This window comes from Corynebacterium sp. (assembly GCF_022712195.1).
GTDB lineage: Bacteria > Actinomycetota > Actinomycetes > Mycobacteriales > Mycobacteriaceae > Corynebacterium.
On sequence record NZ_JALAGY010000032.1, the window covers coordinates 1 to 18038 of the forward strand.

The 18038-nt window shown below is 70.7% G+C and carries 8 protein-coding genes; 3 read left to right on the forward strand and 5 right to left on the reverse strand.

The window, feature by feature from the left end; all coding sequences use genetic code 11:
* The 3 genes from Q0A34_RS04125 to Q0A34_RS04135 all read left to right on the forward strand — a co-directional run.
* The coding region (locus tag Q0A34_RS04125; protein ID WP_291478711.1) for a DNA polymerase III subunit epsilon at window positions 1-1595 on the forward strand (1595 nt) is incomplete at its 5' end.
* An 8-nt stretch (window positions 1596-1603) separates the two neighbouring features.
* Window positions 1604-2866, forward strand: coding sequence for a MurT ligase domain-containing protein (locus Q0A34_RS04130; RefSeq protein WP_291478724.1), 1263 nt, complete (start codon window positions 1604-1606; stop codon window positions 2864-2866).
* On the forward strand, window positions 2863-3693 hold the full coding sequence (locus Q0A34_RS04135) for a glutamine amidotransferase (protein WP_291478713.1): 831 nt from the start codon (window positions 2863-2865) through the stop codon (window positions 3691-3693). The genes Q0A34_RS04130 and Q0A34_RS04135 overlap by 4 nt, the downstream gene beginning before the upstream one ends.
* 9 nt (window positions 3694-3702) lie before the next feature.
* Here Q0A34_RS04135 and Q0A34_RS04140 read toward each other — a convergent pair whose 3' ends face one another.
* From Q0A34_RS04140 to Q0A34_RS04160, 5 genes are all read right to left on the reverse strand, one after another.
* Entirely contained in the window at window positions 3703-4188 is a 486-nt protein-coding gene (locus Q0A34_RS04140) for a TIR domain-containing protein (protein ID WP_291478715.1), read from the reverse strand.
* A 466-nt stretch (window positions 4189-4654) separates the two neighbouring features.
* Window positions 4655-5119, reverse strand: a complete 465-nt coding sequence (locus Q0A34_RS04145) for a holo-ACP synthase (protein WP_291478717.1) — start codon at window positions 5117-5119, stop codon at window positions 4655-4657.
* Complete coding sequence (locus tag Q0A34_RS04150; RefSeq protein ID WP_291478719.1) at window positions 5116-14379, reverse strand: type I polyketide synthase; 9264 nt, start codon at window positions 14377-14379, stop codon at window positions 5116-5118. Before Q0A34_RS04150 ends, Q0A34_RS04145 begins: the two co-directional genes overlap by 4 nt.
* Window positions 14380-14390: 11 nt before the next feature.
* On the reverse strand, window positions 14391-15959 hold the full coding sequence (locus tag Q0A34_RS04155; RefSeq protein WP_291478720.1) for an acyl-CoA carboxylase subunit beta: 1569 nt from the start codon (window positions 15957-15959) through the stop codon (window positions 14391-14393).
* Complete coding sequence (locus tag Q0A34_RS04160) at window positions 15956-17893, reverse strand: biotin carboxylase N-terminal domain-containing protein (RefSeq protein ID WP_291478722.1); 1938 nt, start codon at window positions 17891-17893, stop codon at window positions 15956-15958. Before Q0A34_RS04160 ends, Q0A34_RS04155 begins: the two co-directional genes overlap by 4 nt.
* Window positions 17894-18038 lie beyond the last annotated feature (145 nt).

The window sequence follows — 18038 nt, forward strand, 5'->3', positions numbered from 1 at the left end:
CGCCCCCGCACCGCAACCTGCCGAAGACCTTCCACGGTGCGTTGCCGGGACCGGAGGAGGCCCCGTTCGTGGAGATCACGGTGGCGACGTCGGGCATCCACCCCAGCACCTCACGGCTCGTCGCCTTCTCCGCGACGCTGCACACCGCCGACGGCGAGCGCGCCGTGATCGCGGGGAACCGTCCTGCGTCCGCGCAGGCCGGCTCCGCCACGGTGGACCCGGCGGCACCGGTTCCCGAGGACGGGACCGTCCCGGTCACCGGCCTCGTGCAGCAGATCAACCCCGGGGAGGACCCGGGTCCGTGGCACCTGCACGGCTACACCGAGGCTGACCTGGGCCAGGCCCCGGGCTTCGCCACGGTGGCGCCGTTGTTGTTCGAGCTGATCGACGGACGCACGCTGATCTGCCACAACACCACCTTGACCTGGGGTTTCATCCAGTTCGAGTACCGGCGGGCGCAGCGCGCCGCCAACCGGGGCACCCAGCGCAGCAACCCGCGCGGACGGCGGCGGAACCAGCGCCGTCCCAAGAAGATCGCGGTACCGTCCCCTGCCCGCATCGTCGACACCCTGGCCTCCGCCCGACGGGCCGGCGTGCCGGTCGAGGACCCCCGGCTGCGCAGTATCGCCGCGCACTACGCCGACGCCCACGGCCTCGTCCTGCCTGACGACGCCCTGGCTCACCTGGGGCCGGTCGCGAGCACGGAACGGGCGGACACCGTCGCCGACGACCTGCTGCTCGCCGACAACCGCATCCTCTTCCCCCTCTTCAGCGCGCAGCGGGACCTCGCGGCGGACACCCCGGACAACTCCCCCGGTGGCCTGTCGGTCGCCGACCCGTCCGACCTCACCGCCGACCGGTTCGGCCTGCAGCGCAGTGCCGTGCGGGTGGACGCGACGACCTCGCCCCGCCCGTTCGGCAACCCCGGCACGCCCGACGGCTCCCGTCTGGCGCAGGGCATGGAGTTCGTCATCAGCCCGGACGTGGGCGTCGACCCGGACGTGCTCATCAGTGCAGCGACCCGCGCGGGGCTGGTCTACAGCGAGAAGCTGAACCGCACCTCCAGCCTGGTGGTGTGCAACCGCAACCACGAGCTTCGCGGCAAGGCGATGCACGGCGAGCGCAAGAACATCCCGCTGTTCACCGACGAGGAGTTCCTGGCCGCCCTGGAGGACGTCGCCGAGGGGTCCACGGAGATCACCGCGCCGGACGCCCGGCCGGCGACCCCTCGCATCCCCGCCCCGCAACGCGGCAAGAGCCGTGGCCAGGGGCGCAACCAGGGCCGCAACCAGAACCGCGGACGCAACCGCAACCAGTCGCGTGGCGGACGTGGCCGCGGCGACCAGGGCAGCCAAGGTAACCAAGGCGGCCAGGGCAACCCAGGCAACCAGGGGTCCCAGGGGTCCCAGGGCAGCCAGAAACCCCGGGACGGCAGGGGCGAGGCCCCCACGGAAACCCCGCCCGCCGGCTCCGGGGCCGGCAAGTCGTCGTCCAACCGGCGACGGCGACGCCGGGGGTCGGGACGCTCCGGCGGCGGCAACCAGAACCGCACCAGACAGAACACCAGCCAGAACCAGAACCAGAAACAAGGGTGATCGAAGCAATGGGTGTGTTGACCTCACTTGCTGTCCGCGCCGCGGACCTCGCGACCTGGGCCTCGAAGAAGACCGGCCGCGGTTCCGGAGGAATGATCGGCGGGCTCATCGCCAACGCGATCGACCCGAAGCTCATGGAGCAGCTCGGCGACGGCCGACCGTGCACCATCGTCACCGGGACCAACGGCAAGTCCACCACCACCCGGATGCTCGCGGAGGCGGTGCGCAGCCTGGGTACCGTCGCCACCAACGACGGCGGCGACAACATGGACGCCGGTGTCATCTCCGCGCTGCTGGCCGGCCGGGGCCGCGACCGTGTCGTCCTGGAGGTCGACGAGCTCCACGTCCCCGCCATCGCGGAGAAGCTCGACTGCGACGTCCTGGTGCTGCTGAACCTGTCCCGCGACCAGCTCGACCGTGTCGGGGAAATCAACAAGATCGAACGCGTCCTGCGCGAGTGCGTGGAGAGCCGCCCGGAGATGACGGTCATCGCCAACTGTGACGACGTACAGGTCACCTCGGTGGCCTGGGACTGTCCGAAGGTGGTGTGGGTGTCGGCGGGTGCCGGCTTCACCGGGGACTCCACGTCCTGCCCCCGCACCGGCGGTGCGGTGGTGCACACCGTGAAGGAGGACGGCTCCCCCGACTGGTACGCCGCGAAGCCGCTGTCGGACGGCCGTGAGTTCCGCCGCCCGACGCCCGCCTGGTCCGTCACCGAGGACGGCCTGACCACGCCGGACGGCGACCTGGTCCCGATGTCGCTGAAACTGCCGGGCAACGCCAACCGGGGCAACGCCGCCCAGGCCATCGCCGCCGCTGTCGCCATGGGCGTGGACACGACCACCGCCCTGGCCGCGACGGAGCGGGTCGACGACGTCGCTGGACGCTACTCCACGGTCAACCTGGAGGGCAGGGAGATCCATCTGCTGCTCGCCAAGAACCCGGCGGGATGGCAGGAGGCGTTGTCGATGGTCGACCGTTCGGCGGACAGCCTGGTCATCGCCGTCAACGGCCAGGTCGCCGACGGCCAGGACCTGTCCTGGCTGTGGGACGTGAAGTTCGAGAACTTCGAGGACCTCAAGGTCGTCGCCGCCGGCGAGCGTTCCGCCGACCTCGCCGTGCGCCTGGGGTACGCCGGTGTCGAGCACCAGACCGTCGCCGACACCGTCGCCGCAGTACGTGCCTGCCCGCCCGGACGCGTGGAGGTGCTGGCGAACTACACCGCCTTCCGTGACCTCCGCAAGGACCTGCAGAAGGAGATCTCCCAGTGAACGCAGCCCGTGAAGCGACCCTGAACATCGGCCTCGTCCTGCCCGACGTCCTCGGCACCTACGGTGACGACGGCAATGCACTGGTGCTGCGCCAGCGTGCGCGGATGCGAGGCATCTCCGCGGAGATCCACCCGATCACCCTCGGGGACAGTGTCCCGGAGACCATGGACGTCTACACCGTCGGCGGGGGCGAGGACGTGGCCCAGATCCTCGCCGCCGACCACCTGATCGCCGACGGGGCGATGGCCCGCGCCGTGCAGGCCGGCCGTCCCGTCCTCGCCATCTGCGCCGGCCTGCAGGTCTTCGGCACGTCCTTCCGTGCCTCCGGCCGGATGGTGGACGGGCTGGGGCTCCTCGACGCCACCACGTCCTCCCTGCAGAACCGCATGATCGGTGAACTCCGGTCGAACCCGGACCTGAAGGGTTTCGGCCTGACGGCCGGATCGCTGGGCACCGCAGGTGTGCTGACCGAACCGCTGACCGGCTTCGCCAACCACCAGGGTGCGACGCTGCTGGGCCCCGACGCCTCCCCGCTGGGCTACGTCACCGAGGGCGTGGGCAACACCGACGCCCACGGTGCCCTGTCCGCCGGCCTGGGCCAGGAACGGGCCTCCAGGGAGGTCTACTTCGAGGGCGCGGTGCAGGGGTCCGTCGTGGCGACGTACATGCACGGCCCGGTGCTCGCCCGGAACCCGCAGCTGGCCGACCTGCTGCTCGCCGCCGCCATGGACACCACCCTGTCCGACCTTCCGCCGCTGACGGGCGCCTTCGCCACCCAGCTCGACGAGGAGGTCGCCCGGCTGCGCTCGGAGCGGCTCAAGGCCTGAGCGCCCCGGTCATTCCCGGGTCACACCCCGGGTGACCCATGTCGGCAACTGTGACCTGAGGTTCTCCAGCGTCGCCTGCGTGTCGACCACACCGTCCGCGTCCGTCCGGGTCGGGTCGAAGAGCGGCACGTCGTGGACGCCCTCGACCCGGTCGAAGGGGTCCTCCCCCTCTTCGTCGGCCCCTCCGGTGGACGAGGCGAGCCCGTGGATCCGCACCCCGAGCAACGGTCTGCCGTCCTCCCACGCCTTCCGGATCTCGTAGCGGACCCAGTGCCGGACGGCGGTGTCGGCGCCGACGAGGACGACGACGGCCTCCGCCGCCGCCATCTTCTCGTCGATCCACTCCTTCACCGCGCGGTTTCCTCCCGCCTTGACCTCGTCCCATTCCCGGCGGTCCAGCAGCGGCTGGCCCCGGACACCGTCGGTCTCGCTGACCGACCGGACCCTGTCCGCGTCCTTCCTGTGGTGGAACGAGTAGTACACTGCCGTGGTCAACGCCGACCTCCTGCTTTCGTCAGGGAACCTGTTTCCTTGAACGTAGCAGAGGTGGCCGGTGCGCGGTACGGTTTTCGCGGCCGTCGACCGCCACGGTCAGGGGCGTCAGGGGCCGTCAGGGCCGTCCAGGAGGTGTCAGGGCCGGGGGCGTGCCCTGACCTGCCGGAACCGGCCCGTCGCGTCGCCGAGGTGGTTTTTCACCGACCACCTGACGGTGGGCGTGTCCGGGGTGTTCCGTTTCCAGGGCTCTTTCCCGCGGCGGAACCGGTGCCTTATTCCTCGTCTGTCATTCGTTGCCATCGTCCTGAGTCTGCCCACGGTTCTTCACCGGGACGTCCGGTCCCCGTGGGAGGACGGTGGGAGTGCCCTGCCATCCGTCCCGCCCCGGCACACAGCAACCCCGCAGGTCGGTCACACCGACCTGCGGGGTTGCTCGCCCCCGGCCCTGCCCCGGGGGACAGAGCGGTTACATCCGCCGCCACTCCCCCACCACGAAGGCCTGGGCCACCGGCCCGTCATGCGACAGGCTCAGGTGCCAGACAGCGTGACCGGAATCCGTGGCACCACCACCGAAGTGGCGGGCCAACGCCCCGGTGACCACGGAGGCCAGGGGCTCATGCAACCGCAGGAACGGGCGACCCCAGCGGTCCTTGACCACCTCGATCAACGACCAGTCCATCTCGGCACCGGGGATCTCGTCACCGGCCTCGGCGGCGGTCCAGGCCTTGTAGAACGCCTCCTTCGCCGCCCAGCGTGCCGCGAGGTGCTGCGCCTCGTTGCCACTGGTCCGCGCCTGCTTCGCGCAGGTGCGCCGCTCGGCACCGGTGAAGGACGCGGCGAACCGCGACCCCGGCATGCCGAGCTGTTCGGCGAACGACGGGATGTCGACGACGTCGACGCCGACACCGATCACGAAGCAGGAACCGGTCACCGCAGCAGACCGTCCTCACCGGCACGCGCCTCCGGGTCGAGCAGCATGGCGGGCTCCGCCTCGTCGATCGAGACGTCGTCGGCGAAGCGACGGTGCCCGATCTCCTCGAACAGTGCCCGGTGACCCAGCATGCCGGCCTCGCGGCGCCGCACGCCGGCACGCAGGCGGGCAGACGCGGTGTCGACCCACTGCCGTGCGGCCTCCTCGCCGAGCTGGTTCGCCACCGCCACCCGGAAGGCCTCCGGGTGGACGAGCGCCATCAGGGCGGAGACGTGGCCGAAGCCCAGCGAGGTCAGCAGACCCGCCTTGATCGTGCGGTTGAGCTGCAGCGGCTCGCGCAGCCACACCAGGTTCGGGGCGGAGGCCATCTCCGGGTCCACGCAGTCCAGCGAACGGTTCGCCGGGATGCGGGAGGTCCGGAACATGTCGCCCAGTCCGGCGGTCTGGAAGACCGCGGCACCGCCCTTGGCGTGACCGGTGAGCGTCTTCTGGGAGACGACGTACATCGGGTTGCCCTCGGTTCGGCCCATGGCCTTCGCCAGGCGGGTGTGCAGGCGGGACTCGTTCGGGTCGTTGGCGTTGGTCGAGGTGTCGTGCTTGGACACCACGGCGATGTCGTCGGCGCTGACGCCGAGCTTGGCGAGCTCCTTCGACAGCTTCGACCCCTGGCCGCCACGTCCGGCTGCCAGTGCACCCATGCCCGGCGCGGGGATGGAGGTGTGCGCGCCGTCGGCGAAGGACGCCGCGTAGCCGACCACGGACTGGACGGGCAGGCCCAGCTTCGCCGCGACGGAGCCACGGGTCAGCAGGATGGTGCCGCCGCCCTGTGCCTCGACGAATCCACCGCGACGGCGGTCGTTGGCACGGGAGTAGAAGCGCTCGTTGAGTCCCTTGGCGGCCATGGCGTCCGAGTTGGCCGTGGCGTTCATCGAGGCGAAACCGCTGATGGACTCCACGGACATGTCGTCGGTGGCACCGGCGACCACGAAGTCGGCCTTGCCGAGCTTGATCTTGTCCACGCCCTCCTCGACGGAGACCGCCGCGGTGGCGCAGGCGCCGACCGGGTGGATCATCGCACCGTAGCCGCCGACGTACGCCTGCATGGTGTGCGCGGCGACGACGTTGGGCAGGGTCTCCTGCAGGATGTCGGACGGGATGTCCTCCTCCAGGAAGCGGTCGACGAACAGCTTGCGCATGGACGTCATGCCGCCGAATCCGGTGCCCTGGGTCATCGCCACGTCGGACGGGTGGACGGCCTGCAGGATCTCGGACGGGGTGAATCCGGCGGAGAGGTAGGCGTCGACGGTGGCCACGAGGTTCCACACGGCGATCCGGTCGATGGCCTCGACCATGGACGCCGGGACTCCCCAGCGGGTGGGGTCGAAGTCCGTCGGGAACTGGCCGCCGACCTTCCGTGCCAGGGTGGCACGGCGCGGGACGCGGGCCCGGGCACCCGGCAGGCGGGTGACGGACCATTCCCCGGTCTCCTCGTCGACGGTGGCCCGGGTGAAGTCCGGGTCGGCCTCGACGAAGGACCGTGCGTCCTCGGCGGAGTCGACGGCGAAGGTCACCTCGCGGTCGAGGAAGATCTCCGCGGCCTGCGGGGTGTGCACGTCCTCCAGTGCGACGTCGTCGACGAAGGTGCGCACACCGGCGCGGGCGGCGACCTCGTCGCGGTACCGGGTGAAGATCTCCTCCTCGGGCACGATCTCGCCCTTGGCGTCGTACCATCCGGCGACCGGGGTGTCCTTCCAGGTCAGCAGGCCGGTCATCCAGGCGAGTTCCAGCACACCGGCGGCGGTGAGGTCCACCGAGCCGTCGGCCTGGACACCGTACTCCGCCTCGAAGCGGGTGCGTCCGGAGCCCCAGGCGCTGACCTCACCGAGTCCGACGACGACGACCATGTCCTCGAGGTCCGCGGTGACCTCGCCCCAGGAGCCGTCCTGGGCGACCGGCTGCCAGGCCCGTACCGGCGACGGCAGGGCGTCGACGGTGGCCGGGGCCTCGGCGGCGTCGCCTGCGGAGGTGTCTGCGACGGCGTCGAAGGCACCGTCGGCCAGGGCCTTGTCGCGCAGTTCGGTGAGGTTGATCTTGTCCAGCCCACCGGTCAGGTCGGCGTCGACCGGTCCGATGGACGCGGCGGCGCGGATCTCGGCGGAGCACAGGCGGACCAGTTCACCGGCGATGTCGGACGGGGTCCACACCCTCACCCCGGCCTCGACGGCGGCGTCGACCAGTGGGTCGTTGCCGCCCATCAGTCCGGTGCCGGCGACCCAGCCGATGCGCGGGTGCGCGATGGTGACCCGCTGGCCCCAGGGCTCGTTGGACCACTTGTTGCAGATGGCGTCGAAGGCCGCCTTGGTCTCGCCGTAGGCGCCGTCGCCGCCGAAGGTGCCGCGGTTCGGGGACCCGGGCAGCACCACGTGCAGCCGGTGGGCCAGGTTGGCCTCGTGGCCGATGCGCGACAGGGCGGTGAAGGATCGTTCCACGCTCCACAGCAGCAGGCGGGCCTGTGTCTCGGCGTTGCCGCCGGCGTCCTCGACGGTGCCGGAGACCGTCGGGGCGGCGAAGGGCAGGAAGAGGTCGGGGACGAGGGCGGGCTTGACCAGCTTCTTCTCGGATCCCACGGTCTCGGTCTGTTCGGAGCCGATCCAGTCGACCAGGGCGTCGATGTCGCGGTAGCTCGACAGGTTCGCCGGCACCAGCCAGATCCTCGCCTCGGCGGAGGCGTGCTCGCGGTAGAGCTTCTTGACGAACTCCAGTCGGGCGGAGCTGATGCGGGAGGCGGTGATCACCACGGTGGCGCCTTCGGCCAGCAGGTCGCCGACCACGCCTCCGGCGATGGAGGCGGGGGTGACGCCGGTGACGACGGCGACCTGTCCGGAGAAGTCACCGGTGGTCGTCACGTCGCGGGCCTCTGCGGCGATACCGGCGAACCTGGTCGCCAGTCCGGCGTCGGTGGTGTGCGCGGCCCACCAGTCGGCGTGCTTGGCCACGGTCTCACCGGTGCCGCGGAAGGTCGCGGTGTCCGCGATCTCCCCGCCGGCGGCGAGGCGGGCGATGTCCTCACGTGCGGTGGCCCACCGGTCGTCGATGAGGATGGCGCGCCGGTCGTCGAAGACCGGGGCGACCTGCCTGGGCCAGGTGGCGCCGAGCTCCTCGCTGACGGCCTGCAGCACTGCGGCGTTCTCGTCGGCCTCTGGGTCGTCGAAGGACGAGGGCTCCGGGACGTCGAGGTTCAGGTCGTGCAGGATGTGGCGTGCGAGGCTGGCCAGCACACCGTCGTCACCGGTGACCTCGTCGGCGAAGGCGTCGAGGGCCGCGGAGTCGACGGTGCCGCCGCCGGAACCGCCGGTGCTGGGCTTCGCCACGGGGATGCCGTGGGCGGCACCGACCTGGGTGACTGCCTCGTCGATGATGGCGTTGACGTCGTTCATCGAGGTGGCGGACGTCGGCAGGGTCGACAGGTCGCCGCCGCGGGCGGAGACACCGTCACGCGAGCCGAGCAGGATCTGCGCGGTGGCGTGGTCGACCCAGCCGGGGCCGAGTTCCCAGGTGCCGGTGACGCGGTCGGCGATGGCCGTGGCCTTCGCTCCGGCGGACCCGAAGAGCTTGCGCAGGCGGTCCTTCACCGCTTCGCTGAGCACGGGTCCGAAGGCGGAGTAGTTGTGCGCGGCGGCGTCCACGGTGGCGGAGAGGGTGGTGACGTCGGCTTCGGCGGCGCCTTCGACACTGGACAGGCCCAGCTCGGCGGAGATGTCCATGAGCAGCTGGTTGAGCCGCGAGGACACGCCGTTGGTCAGGGTGCCGGTGGTGTCGGCACCTCCGATCTGCTCCGGGCGCAGCTTGTTGGCGTAGGCCAGCAGGGTCTTGATCGCGTCGGAGGCCTTGTAGGGCAGGTCGGCGGGGCGCTCGACCGAACCGGCCGGTGCCGGGGGCTCCGGGGTGGCGTAACCTTCGTCCACCGCAGGTGAGGGTGCGGAGGCGTCGGGACGTGCCTCGGCGACGGGGTCCCCGGTGGGCACGCTCTCGTGTTCCACGGCGGGCTCGTCGACGGGGGCCTCGATCGTCTGGACGTCCTCGTGGTAGACGAGTTTCTCGTCGCGCTGGACGTTGCGCACGGCGACGTCGGCTCCGGTGAATCGGGGCAGCTTCAGGGTCTTGGTCGCCAGGTTCGCCAGGGTCGGTGCGGCTCCGAGGCCGATCTCGACCAGCTCGTCGATGTCCAGGCGGTCGCTGGCGAGCAGCAGGTCCTGGGTCTCGATCCACCGCACCGGGGAGGCGAACTGCCAGCAGAGCAGCTCGATGAACAGGGTGCGGGCGACGTCGGCGCGTCCCGCCTCGTCCTTGGTACGGGCGTCCCAGTCGTCCAGGATCTCCTGGGCCGGGCCGGCGGGCACGACGTCCAGGATGGACTGCACGAAGTCCCGGCTCAGCTCGAACGGGCGGGCGACGAGGTTCGGGATGTAGCGGCCCTCGAGGACCCCGTGGTCGATGGTCTCGGGCAGCAGGTCGTCGAGCTTCTCCCGGAAGTCCGGCACACCGGGGTGCAGGACCCGCGAGTGGAAGGGCACGTCGATGCCCGGGACCATCATGAACGACCCCTTGCCGCCGGCGGCGGCGGTGCGCTCCGCGGCGTCCTTCTCCAGGGCGGCGAGACCGGCGACGGTACCGGCGACGGAGTACTGCTCGCCGGCGAGGTTGAAGTTCACGATCTCGAGGAACTCCCCGGACTTCTCCGCCACGGAGTTGACGTAGTCGACGACGTGGTCGTCGTCGACACCGAACTGGTTGGGGCGCAGGGCACCCATCCGGTAGTTCGAGCGGCCGTTCTCGTCGCGCGGGATGAGGTGGTGCATCGTGGAGCCGCGGTGGAACACGACCTCCAGGACGGTCTCCAGTTCGATGGTCCCGGCGTAGGCCGAGAGCGCGGTGTACTCACCGAGCGAGTGGCCGGCGTAGTAGGCGTCGGCGACGAGCGCGTCGGCCTCCCGCAGGCGGGCGGTCTGCGCCAGGGCCAGGGTGGCCAGGGCGACCTGGGTGAACTGGGTGAGGTAGAGGACGCCGTCCGGGTGCTGGTAGGTCACGCCGTTGGCGGTCAGTGACGTGGGGTTGTCGCGCACCACGGTGAGGATCGAGAAGTCCAGTGCGGCACGGGTGTGGGCGTCTGCCCGCTCCCAGACGGCGGCGGTCGCCTTGGAGGCGGCGCGCTCGTCGAGGCCCATGCCCTTGGACTGGATCCCCTGGCCGGGGTAGACGTACGCGGTGGACGGTGCGGCGGTGACCGCGGTGCCCTGGGAGACGAGTTCGTCGTTGATCCGGCAGGTCACCTCGAGCAGGAGCCCGCCACCGGCCACGCGGCCGGTGCGTTCGACCTGGATGTCCACCGGGTCGTCCAGCTGCACCAGGCCGAACATGCGGTACGTCCAGCCGAGGATCCGGTGTCCGGAGCCCGCTGCGGAGGCGGCGTGCTGGGCGGTGGCGGACAGCCACATGCCGTGCACCAGCGGTGCCTGCAGTCCGGCCATGCGGGCTGCGACGTGGCTGGTGTGGATCGGGTTGAAGTCCCCGGAGACCCAGGCGAAGGGGGTCATCTCCGACGGTGCGTTCACCCGCGTGCGCAGCAGGGTGGAGCGCGGGGTGTCGGTGATCCCGCGGCCCTCGGCGGCGAGACCGCCGGCCAGGGCAGGGTCCGCCGGCGGGGTCGTGCCGAAGGCGCGGCCACGGATGGCGAAGCGTTCGGTCTGGCGCCCCAGGAGGGTTCCCTCGTCGTCGTGCATGTGGTGGTGCACGGTGACGACACGGCCGGAGGAGGACTCCTCGATCCCGGCGGCCCAGCTGGTCACGGTGATCCGGAAGGGTGCCCGCTCAGCGAGCTCGTCGGCGGGGACCTCGAGTGCCACGGAGTGGTCGAGGTGCACGGCGTTGAGCAGCCCCTCGATGACCGGGTAGTCGTTGACCATAGCGGAACCCAGGGCGGCGTAGATCGCCGGCCAGCAGGTGCCCAGCAGGGCGTCCGGGACGATGGAGGCGCGGGTGGCGCCGCCACCGACCTCGGAGAGGTCGCCCAGGCCGTCGCCGGTGACACCGGCGTGCTCGGAACCGAGGGACTCCGTGAGCGTGAAGCTGTAGTTGAAGGTGCCGAAGGGCGTGCTGTCCGAGGTGGAGCCCTCGACCTTCGCCGGCATGGCGGTGATCTCGTCACCGGTGACGGCGGTGTTGCCGACGCCGGCGGTGCCGGCGAGCAGGCCGTACATCGTGTCGGGCAGGCGCTCCTCGTCGACGACGGGCAGACCGCCGGTCATGCTGGTGGTGTCGAGGATCAGCGGGACGGGCAGGCTGCGCACGGCGTGGACCTGTGCGTCGCCGCTGCCGGCGGCGGTGTCGTCCCAGAAGGTGTCCAGGTGCAGGTCGACGGTGACCTTGACGGGGTTTCCGTCGGAACCGTCGTCGTGCACGACGAGGTCGTAGCGCTCCTCGTCGATGACGTGGGCCGGGTTGTCCATCAGGTGGCCGGTCCAGGAGATGTAGGGCACGGTCTTCAGGTACGCCTCGATGTCCGCGGCGTCGCCGGTGCGCGACCACGCGGTGGTGGCCCCGCTGTCGGCGATGCGGGCGCGGCAGGCATCCTCGAAGCGTCCGAGCAGGTCGGCGACGGGCTCGTCGACGGTGGTGATGCCGGAGACCGACACCGGCCCCGGGATGATGCGCACCTGGTCGGCGGTGTAACGGTCGTCCTGCGCCTGCCAGAGGCAGTCCTTGCCCCACCAGGCCAGGAGGTCCTCGTCGATGGCCGGCACGAAGCCCATGGGCTTGGGGTACTTGCGGCACAGGGCGATGAACCAGGCGGTGTCGAGCGGGGTGAGGGTGTCCACCTCGGCGGACGGGTGGGCGGCCACGAGGGTGGCCACCGCCGCCTCGGGGTCCTCGGCGGATTCGACGGTCGGGAAGAGCGTCTCGACCGGGCCGTGCTCGACGGGGGTCAGACGTGCCTCGACGCGCTGCAGGAGTTCCTGGAAGCGCTGCAGCCACGAGGGGTCGACCCACGGGAAGCTCAGCTCGGCGAAGCGCCGGACGACATGCGCGTAGGTCATCTGCTCCAACTCGCCGAAGTAGGGCTTGGCGGTCTTGTCCAGAGCCTCGATGATCTCGTCGCGGCGGGCGTTGACCGCCTCGAGCGAGCCGCCGACCTCCTGGATCAGTCGCATGCACTTCGCCGCGGAGTTGTCGATCTCGTGGATGTCGGCACGCAGGTGCGACAGGCCTGAGGTGGCGCCACCGGCGGAGTGGCCGGGGGCGATCCAGCCGCCGTTGGGGGCGGTGAAGGCCGCACCGGTCTCGTCGGCGACACCGGGGGTGTCGACGAGGAGCTGCTTGATCTCGTCGGTGGTCTTGGCTTCTTTGGTGGTCATGGCCGCGGTGCCGACCAGGACGCCGTCGACGGGCATCGGGGGCAGGCCCAGGGCGACCGACCAGTCACCGGAGAGGTAGTCGGCGGAGCGCTCGGGGGTGCCGATGCCACCGCCGACACAGAGCACCACGTTCTTCTGGCGGCGGATCTCCGCGTAGGTCGCGGTGAGCAGGTCGTCCAGGTTCTCCCAGGAGTGGTGTCCACCGGCGTGGCCGTCCTCCACCTGGAGGATGATGCTGGTGCCGGTGTCCTCGATCTGCCGGGCGATGCCGAGACCGGCGCGGATCTGGTTGACGGTGCCCGGCTTCAGCGCGATGTGGGAGAAGCCGGACTCGCGCAGGGCTCCGATGACCTCGGGGGCCTCGTCGGGCTCCGGGATGCCGGCGGAGATGACCACACCGTCCAGCGGGGCCCCGGACTCGCGGGCCTTGGAGACCACGCGCTGACCGCCGAAGTGGAGGTTCCACAGGTAGCGGTCCATGAACATGGCGTTGAACTGCACGGCCCGACCGGGCTCGAGCAGCCCCTTGAGCTTGGTGAGGTTGGCGTCGAAGACCTCGGCGGTGACCTGACCGCCACCGGCGAGTTCGGCCCAGTAGCCGGCGTTCGCGGCGGCGGCGACGATCTCCGGGTCGACGGTGGTCGGCGTCATTCCGGCGAGCAGCACGGGAGAGCGGCCGGTCAGCCGGGTGAAGGCGGTCTCCACGACCTGGCCGGTGGGCAGGTCGAGCAGGCGCGGGGCGTAGGCGGACCAGTCGACGGTGCGCTCCGGGTCGGGGCCCGGGGCGGCCAGGGTGTCGACGTCGTCGAGGGTGCCTGCGGCGACGACGCCGGCACCGGAGCCCTCGATGAGGTCGGCGGAGATGCGGGAGGCGACGACGCCGGGCCCGAGGTCGAGGAACCACGCGGCTCCCCCGTCGCGGGCGGCGGAGACCTGGGAGACCCAGTCGATGTGGTCGGTGAGCACGGCGCGGGCGAAGGCCTCCGCGTCCGGCAGACCGCAGCGCGTGGCCCAGGCGATGACCTGCTGGACCGCCGGCTCCATGGAACTGTGGTGGAACGGGACGGTGACCTCGAGGTACTCGGTCTGCGGCGACAGCGGTGCGCCGCCCCGGGTCTTGGCCGCGAGTTCCGCGGCGTCCTTCTCACCGAGCTGCAGGACGGTCTGCTCGACCACGCCGAGGTCCTCCGGGGTGCCGGAGAGGATGAAGCGGCGACGGCCGTTGTGGATGGCGACCTCGACGTCCACGCCGGCGTCGGCGATGACGGTGTCGAGGTGGGAGCGCTCCAGCCCGCGGACGGAGAGCATCGGGGTGTGCTCGCCGACGGCGAAACCGGCGGAGCGGGTGGTCCGGGCCGCGGCCGCGCCGATGAGGCGGGCGACGGCGAGGATCTGGGCGTCGGTGAGCCCGTTGTCGCTGACCAGGGCGGCGCCGAGTACGCCCTGGGAGTGGCCCAGGGCGGTGGCGCGGCCGTCGGCGACGGCGGCCGTGGCGTCGTACCCGGCGCTCTTCAGCGCCGAGAGCTGGGCGTACTGCACGGCGGTGATGCCGGGCACCGACAGGGCGGCGGAGACGGGGTCCCCGGCGCCGGCGGCGAAGGATCCGGTCCCGGCGAGCCGTTCGAGCGTCAGGGCACCGGCGGTCGCGGCGGTCAGCTCGGCGGCGACGGGGGCCAGGAGGTCGGAGGAGTCGGAGATCAGGTCACGGATCTCTCCGGCGAGGGTGGGGTCCTCGGCGATCTGTGCGCAGGCGGGCCGCCACGGGGTGGCCTGTCCGCCGAAGAGCAGGGCGGTCTTCTCGCTGCCGCCGTTCAGACGCGCGAGGAAGCTGGAGGAGGTGTCAGTCATGGTGTCCTTAATCACAGGGGCCCGTTGGAGTGGAACTTGAAGTGGCGGCGGTCGCGGTCCTTGGTGCGCAGGGAGCGCAGCGCGGAGGCGAGCGTGTCTCGGGTGTCGGCGGGCGCCACGATGCGGTCGATCTCGCCGGTCTCCACGGAGAAGTTCGGGTTGATGTTCTCCGCCTGGTACTCGTCGGCGAGTTGTTTGGTGTAGTCGGCCTTCTCCTCGTCGGGGACGGCGGCGATGTCGCGGCGACGCAGGATCTGGACGGCGCCCTCGGCACCCATCACGGCGATCTCGGCGTCCGGCCAGGCGAAGGCGAAGTCCGCACCGATGCCCTTGGAGCCCATCACGATGTAGGCGCCGCCGTAGGACTTGCGGGTGATCATGGTGACCACCGGGACGGTGCAGTTGCCGTAGGCGTAGATGACCTTCGCACCGCGGCGGATGATGCCGGCCCGCTCCTGCTCCGCACCCGGCAGGTAGCCGGGCACGTCGACGAGGGTGACGACCGGGAGGCCGAAGGCGTCGCAGCAGCGCACGAAACGGGCGGTCTTCTCGGACGCCTCGACGTCGAGGGTGCCGGCGTTGTGCATGGGCTGGTCGGCGACGACACCGACCGGACGGCCCTCGATGCAGGCGAAGCCGATGACGATCGACCGGGCCCAGTGCTCCTGGACCTCCACGAATTCACCGTGGTCGACCAGTGACTCGATGACCTCGACCACGTCGTAGGGCATACGGTTGTCCGCCGGGACGATGTCGCCGACGCCGCGTGCCGCCTGGAGGTCCTCCTCGGTGGGGACGTAGTCGTAGGACGGGGTGTCCTCGTTGCAGTTCTGCGGGAGGTAGTTGAGCAGGGCGCGGGCGTAGTCGATCGCGTCCTCCTCGTCCTCCGCCAGGTAGTGGGCGACGCCGGAGACGCTGTTGTGCATCTCGGCACCGCCCAGGTCGTCCAGGCTGATCTGCTCGCCGGTGACGGCCTTGACCACGTCCGGGCCGGTGACGAACATGTGGGAGTTCTCCCGCGGCATGATCACGAAGTCGGTCAACGCCGGGGAGTACACGGCACCGCCGGCGCACGGGCCGAGGATCAGCGAGATCTGCGGGATGAACCCGGAGGCCTCGCAGGACTTGCGGAAGATACGGCCGTACCACGACAGGGCGGCGACGCCCTCCTGGATACGCGCTCCGCCGGAGTCCAGCAGGCCGAAGCAGGGGACGCGCTCGGAGATCGCCCGGTCGATCAGGTCGGTGATCTTCTGGCCCTCGACCTTGCCCAGCGTGCCTCCGCGGATAGAGAAGTCCTGGGCGTAGATGGCGACGGTGCGCCCGTCGATGGTGCCGAAACCGGTGGCGACCGCGGAGCCGAGGAACCCCTGGGACGGGTCGCCGCCGAAGAAGCGGCCGAACTCCACGAAGGAGCCGTCGTCGCAGAGCATCTCGATGCGCTCGCGCGCGGTCAACTTGCCCTTGGCGTGCTGGAACTTCCGGGCCTTCTCGTCGGCGGCGGCGGCGAGAGCGTCGTAGTCGACGGACGCCTTCGCGGCGATCTTCTCGACCTTGCTCGTCTTCTCGGGTGTGGTCATTCCGCGGCCTCCTCGGTGTTCTCGGTGTTCTCGGCAGTCTCGGCGCTGTCGGCGACGTCGATGTGCAGCAGGGTGTCACCGGCGTTGACGTTCTGGCCGACCGTGACGTCGATCGAGGAGACGGTGCCGCTGGCCGGGGCGTGGATGTACTTCTCCATCTTCATCGCCTCCAGGACGATGACCACGTCACCCTCGTTGACGGCCGTACCGGGCTCGGCGCCCATGCGCACCACGATGGCCTGCATCGGGGACTGCAGTGCCCCGTCGGCGGTGAGCGACTCACCGGTGGCGGCTGCACCACCGGTGGAGGCGGCTGCTCCACCGCCACGGCGACGGGAACCACGCCGGGGCTGGCTGCGGCGCGAGCGTGCGCCGATCTCCTGGCCCATCTCCCCCAGGCTGCCGAGGCCGCTCTGCATCATCGAACCGAGGTTCGCGAGCCCCTCCGGCAGGGTGATCTTGTGACGACGCCCGTCGATCTGGGCGGTGAAGGTGCGCAGGGCTGCGGCGATGCCGCCCTCGTCCTCGGCGGCGGCGTCCTGGCCGAGCTTCTCCAGGTCCACCTCGGGCAGGAAGCTGGTCTCCAGCCAACGGGTACGGACCCGCAGGTCACGCTGTCCGTTGGTGCCGTCGAAGTCCGGGTGCGCCATGATCAGGTCCAGCACCGGGGTGGAGGTGGCGATGCCCTTGATGGACAACTCGCCCAGTGCCCGGCGGGCCCGGGCGATCGCCCGGGGACGGTCCGGGCCGGTGACGATGAGCTTGGCGATCATCGAGTCGAACTCCGGGGAGACCTTGTCGCCGAGCCGCACTCCGGTCTCGATGCGGACCCCGTGGCCGGCCGGCCACTCGAGTTCCTTGATCTTGCCCGCGGTCGGGGTGAGGTCCTTGGCCGGGTCCTCGGAGGTGATGCGCAGCTCGATGGAGTGGCCACGGACCTCGGGGACCTCGGGGAGGGTACCGCCGTCGGCGATGATGAACTGCGCCTCCACCAGGTCCAGCCCGGTGACCTCCTCGGAGACGGTGTGCTCCACCTGGAGACGCGGGTTGACCTCGAGGAAGAACAGCTCGCCCTCCTCGGTGAGCATGAACTCACAGGTGCCCAGTCCCACGTAGCCGGTGTGGTCGAACAGCGCCTTCGACCAGGTGGTCAGGGTCTCCACGGCCTGGTCGGACAGGAAGGGGGCCGGGGCCTCCTCGATGACCTTCTGGTGGCGTCGCTGCACCGAGCAGTCACGGGTGGTCACCACGGCGAAGTTGCCGTGGGAGTCCCGCATGCACTGCGTCTCGATGTGGCGGCCCGACAGGATGAAACGCTCCATGAAGAACTTGTCCAGGTCGCCACCCGCCATGGCGTGGCCCGCGGCGAAGGTCTTCAGGTCCTCCGCGGTACGGATGACCTCGATGCCGCGGCCTCCGCCTCCGTCGGACCGCTTGAGCACGATCGGGTAGCCGTGGGCGGCGACGAAGTCGTCGACCTCCTCCATCGACTGCACCGGGTCGGTGGTGCCGGGCACCGGCGAGACGCCGGCGGCGATCGCGGTACGTCGTGCACTGATCTTGTCGCCGAGCTGCCGGATGGTGTCTGCGGAGGGGCCGAGCCAGACCAGCCCGGCGTCGACGACGGCCTGCGCGGCCTCGGGCACCTCGGAGAGGAAACCGTAGCCGGGGTGGACGGCGTCCGCCCCGGAGCGCTGTGCCACGTCGATGATCTTGGCGATGTCGAGGTAGGTCTCCTGGAGCGTGGTCCCCTCCAGGGAGTACGCGTCATCGGCCAGGTCAACGGCCGGCGAGTCGATGTCCTGGTCAGAGTACACGGCGACGGACCGTAGTCCCAGGTCACGGGCGGTACGGACGACACGTGCGGCGATCTCGCCACGATTGGCCACGAGGATGGTGGACGGCATCGGGCTCCTTTCGGAGAGTCGGGTCATGGAGGCTCCCCGCGAGCGTGGCCGGACAGGGGTCGGCCACGGGTCGCGTGAATAGGGATGAACTCTAGGAAGCGCCCCGGACAGCTCCGACTCATTCAGTTCTGCACATATACCTGTCCCACCCCCGAGCCCCGCCGGGCGTTAC

Coding starts and splice junctions, on each gene's coding strand:
- Q0A34_RS04155 (WP_291478720.1), bottom strand. CDS start 15,959: ATGACCACACCCGAGAAGACGAGCAAGGTCGAGAAGATCGCCGCGAAG.
- Q0A34_RS04160 (WP_291478722.1), bottom strand. CDS start 17,893: ATGACCCGACTCTCCGAAAGGAGCCCGATGCCGTCCACCATCCTCGTG.
- Q0A34_RS04130 (WP_291478724.1), top strand. CDS start 1,604: ATGGGTGTGTTGACCTCACTTGCTGTCCGCGCCGCGGACCTCGCGACC.
- Q0A34_RS04150 (WP_291478719.1), bottom strand. CDS start 14,379: ATGACTGACACCTCCTCCAGCTTCCTCGCGCGTCTGAACGGCGGCAGC.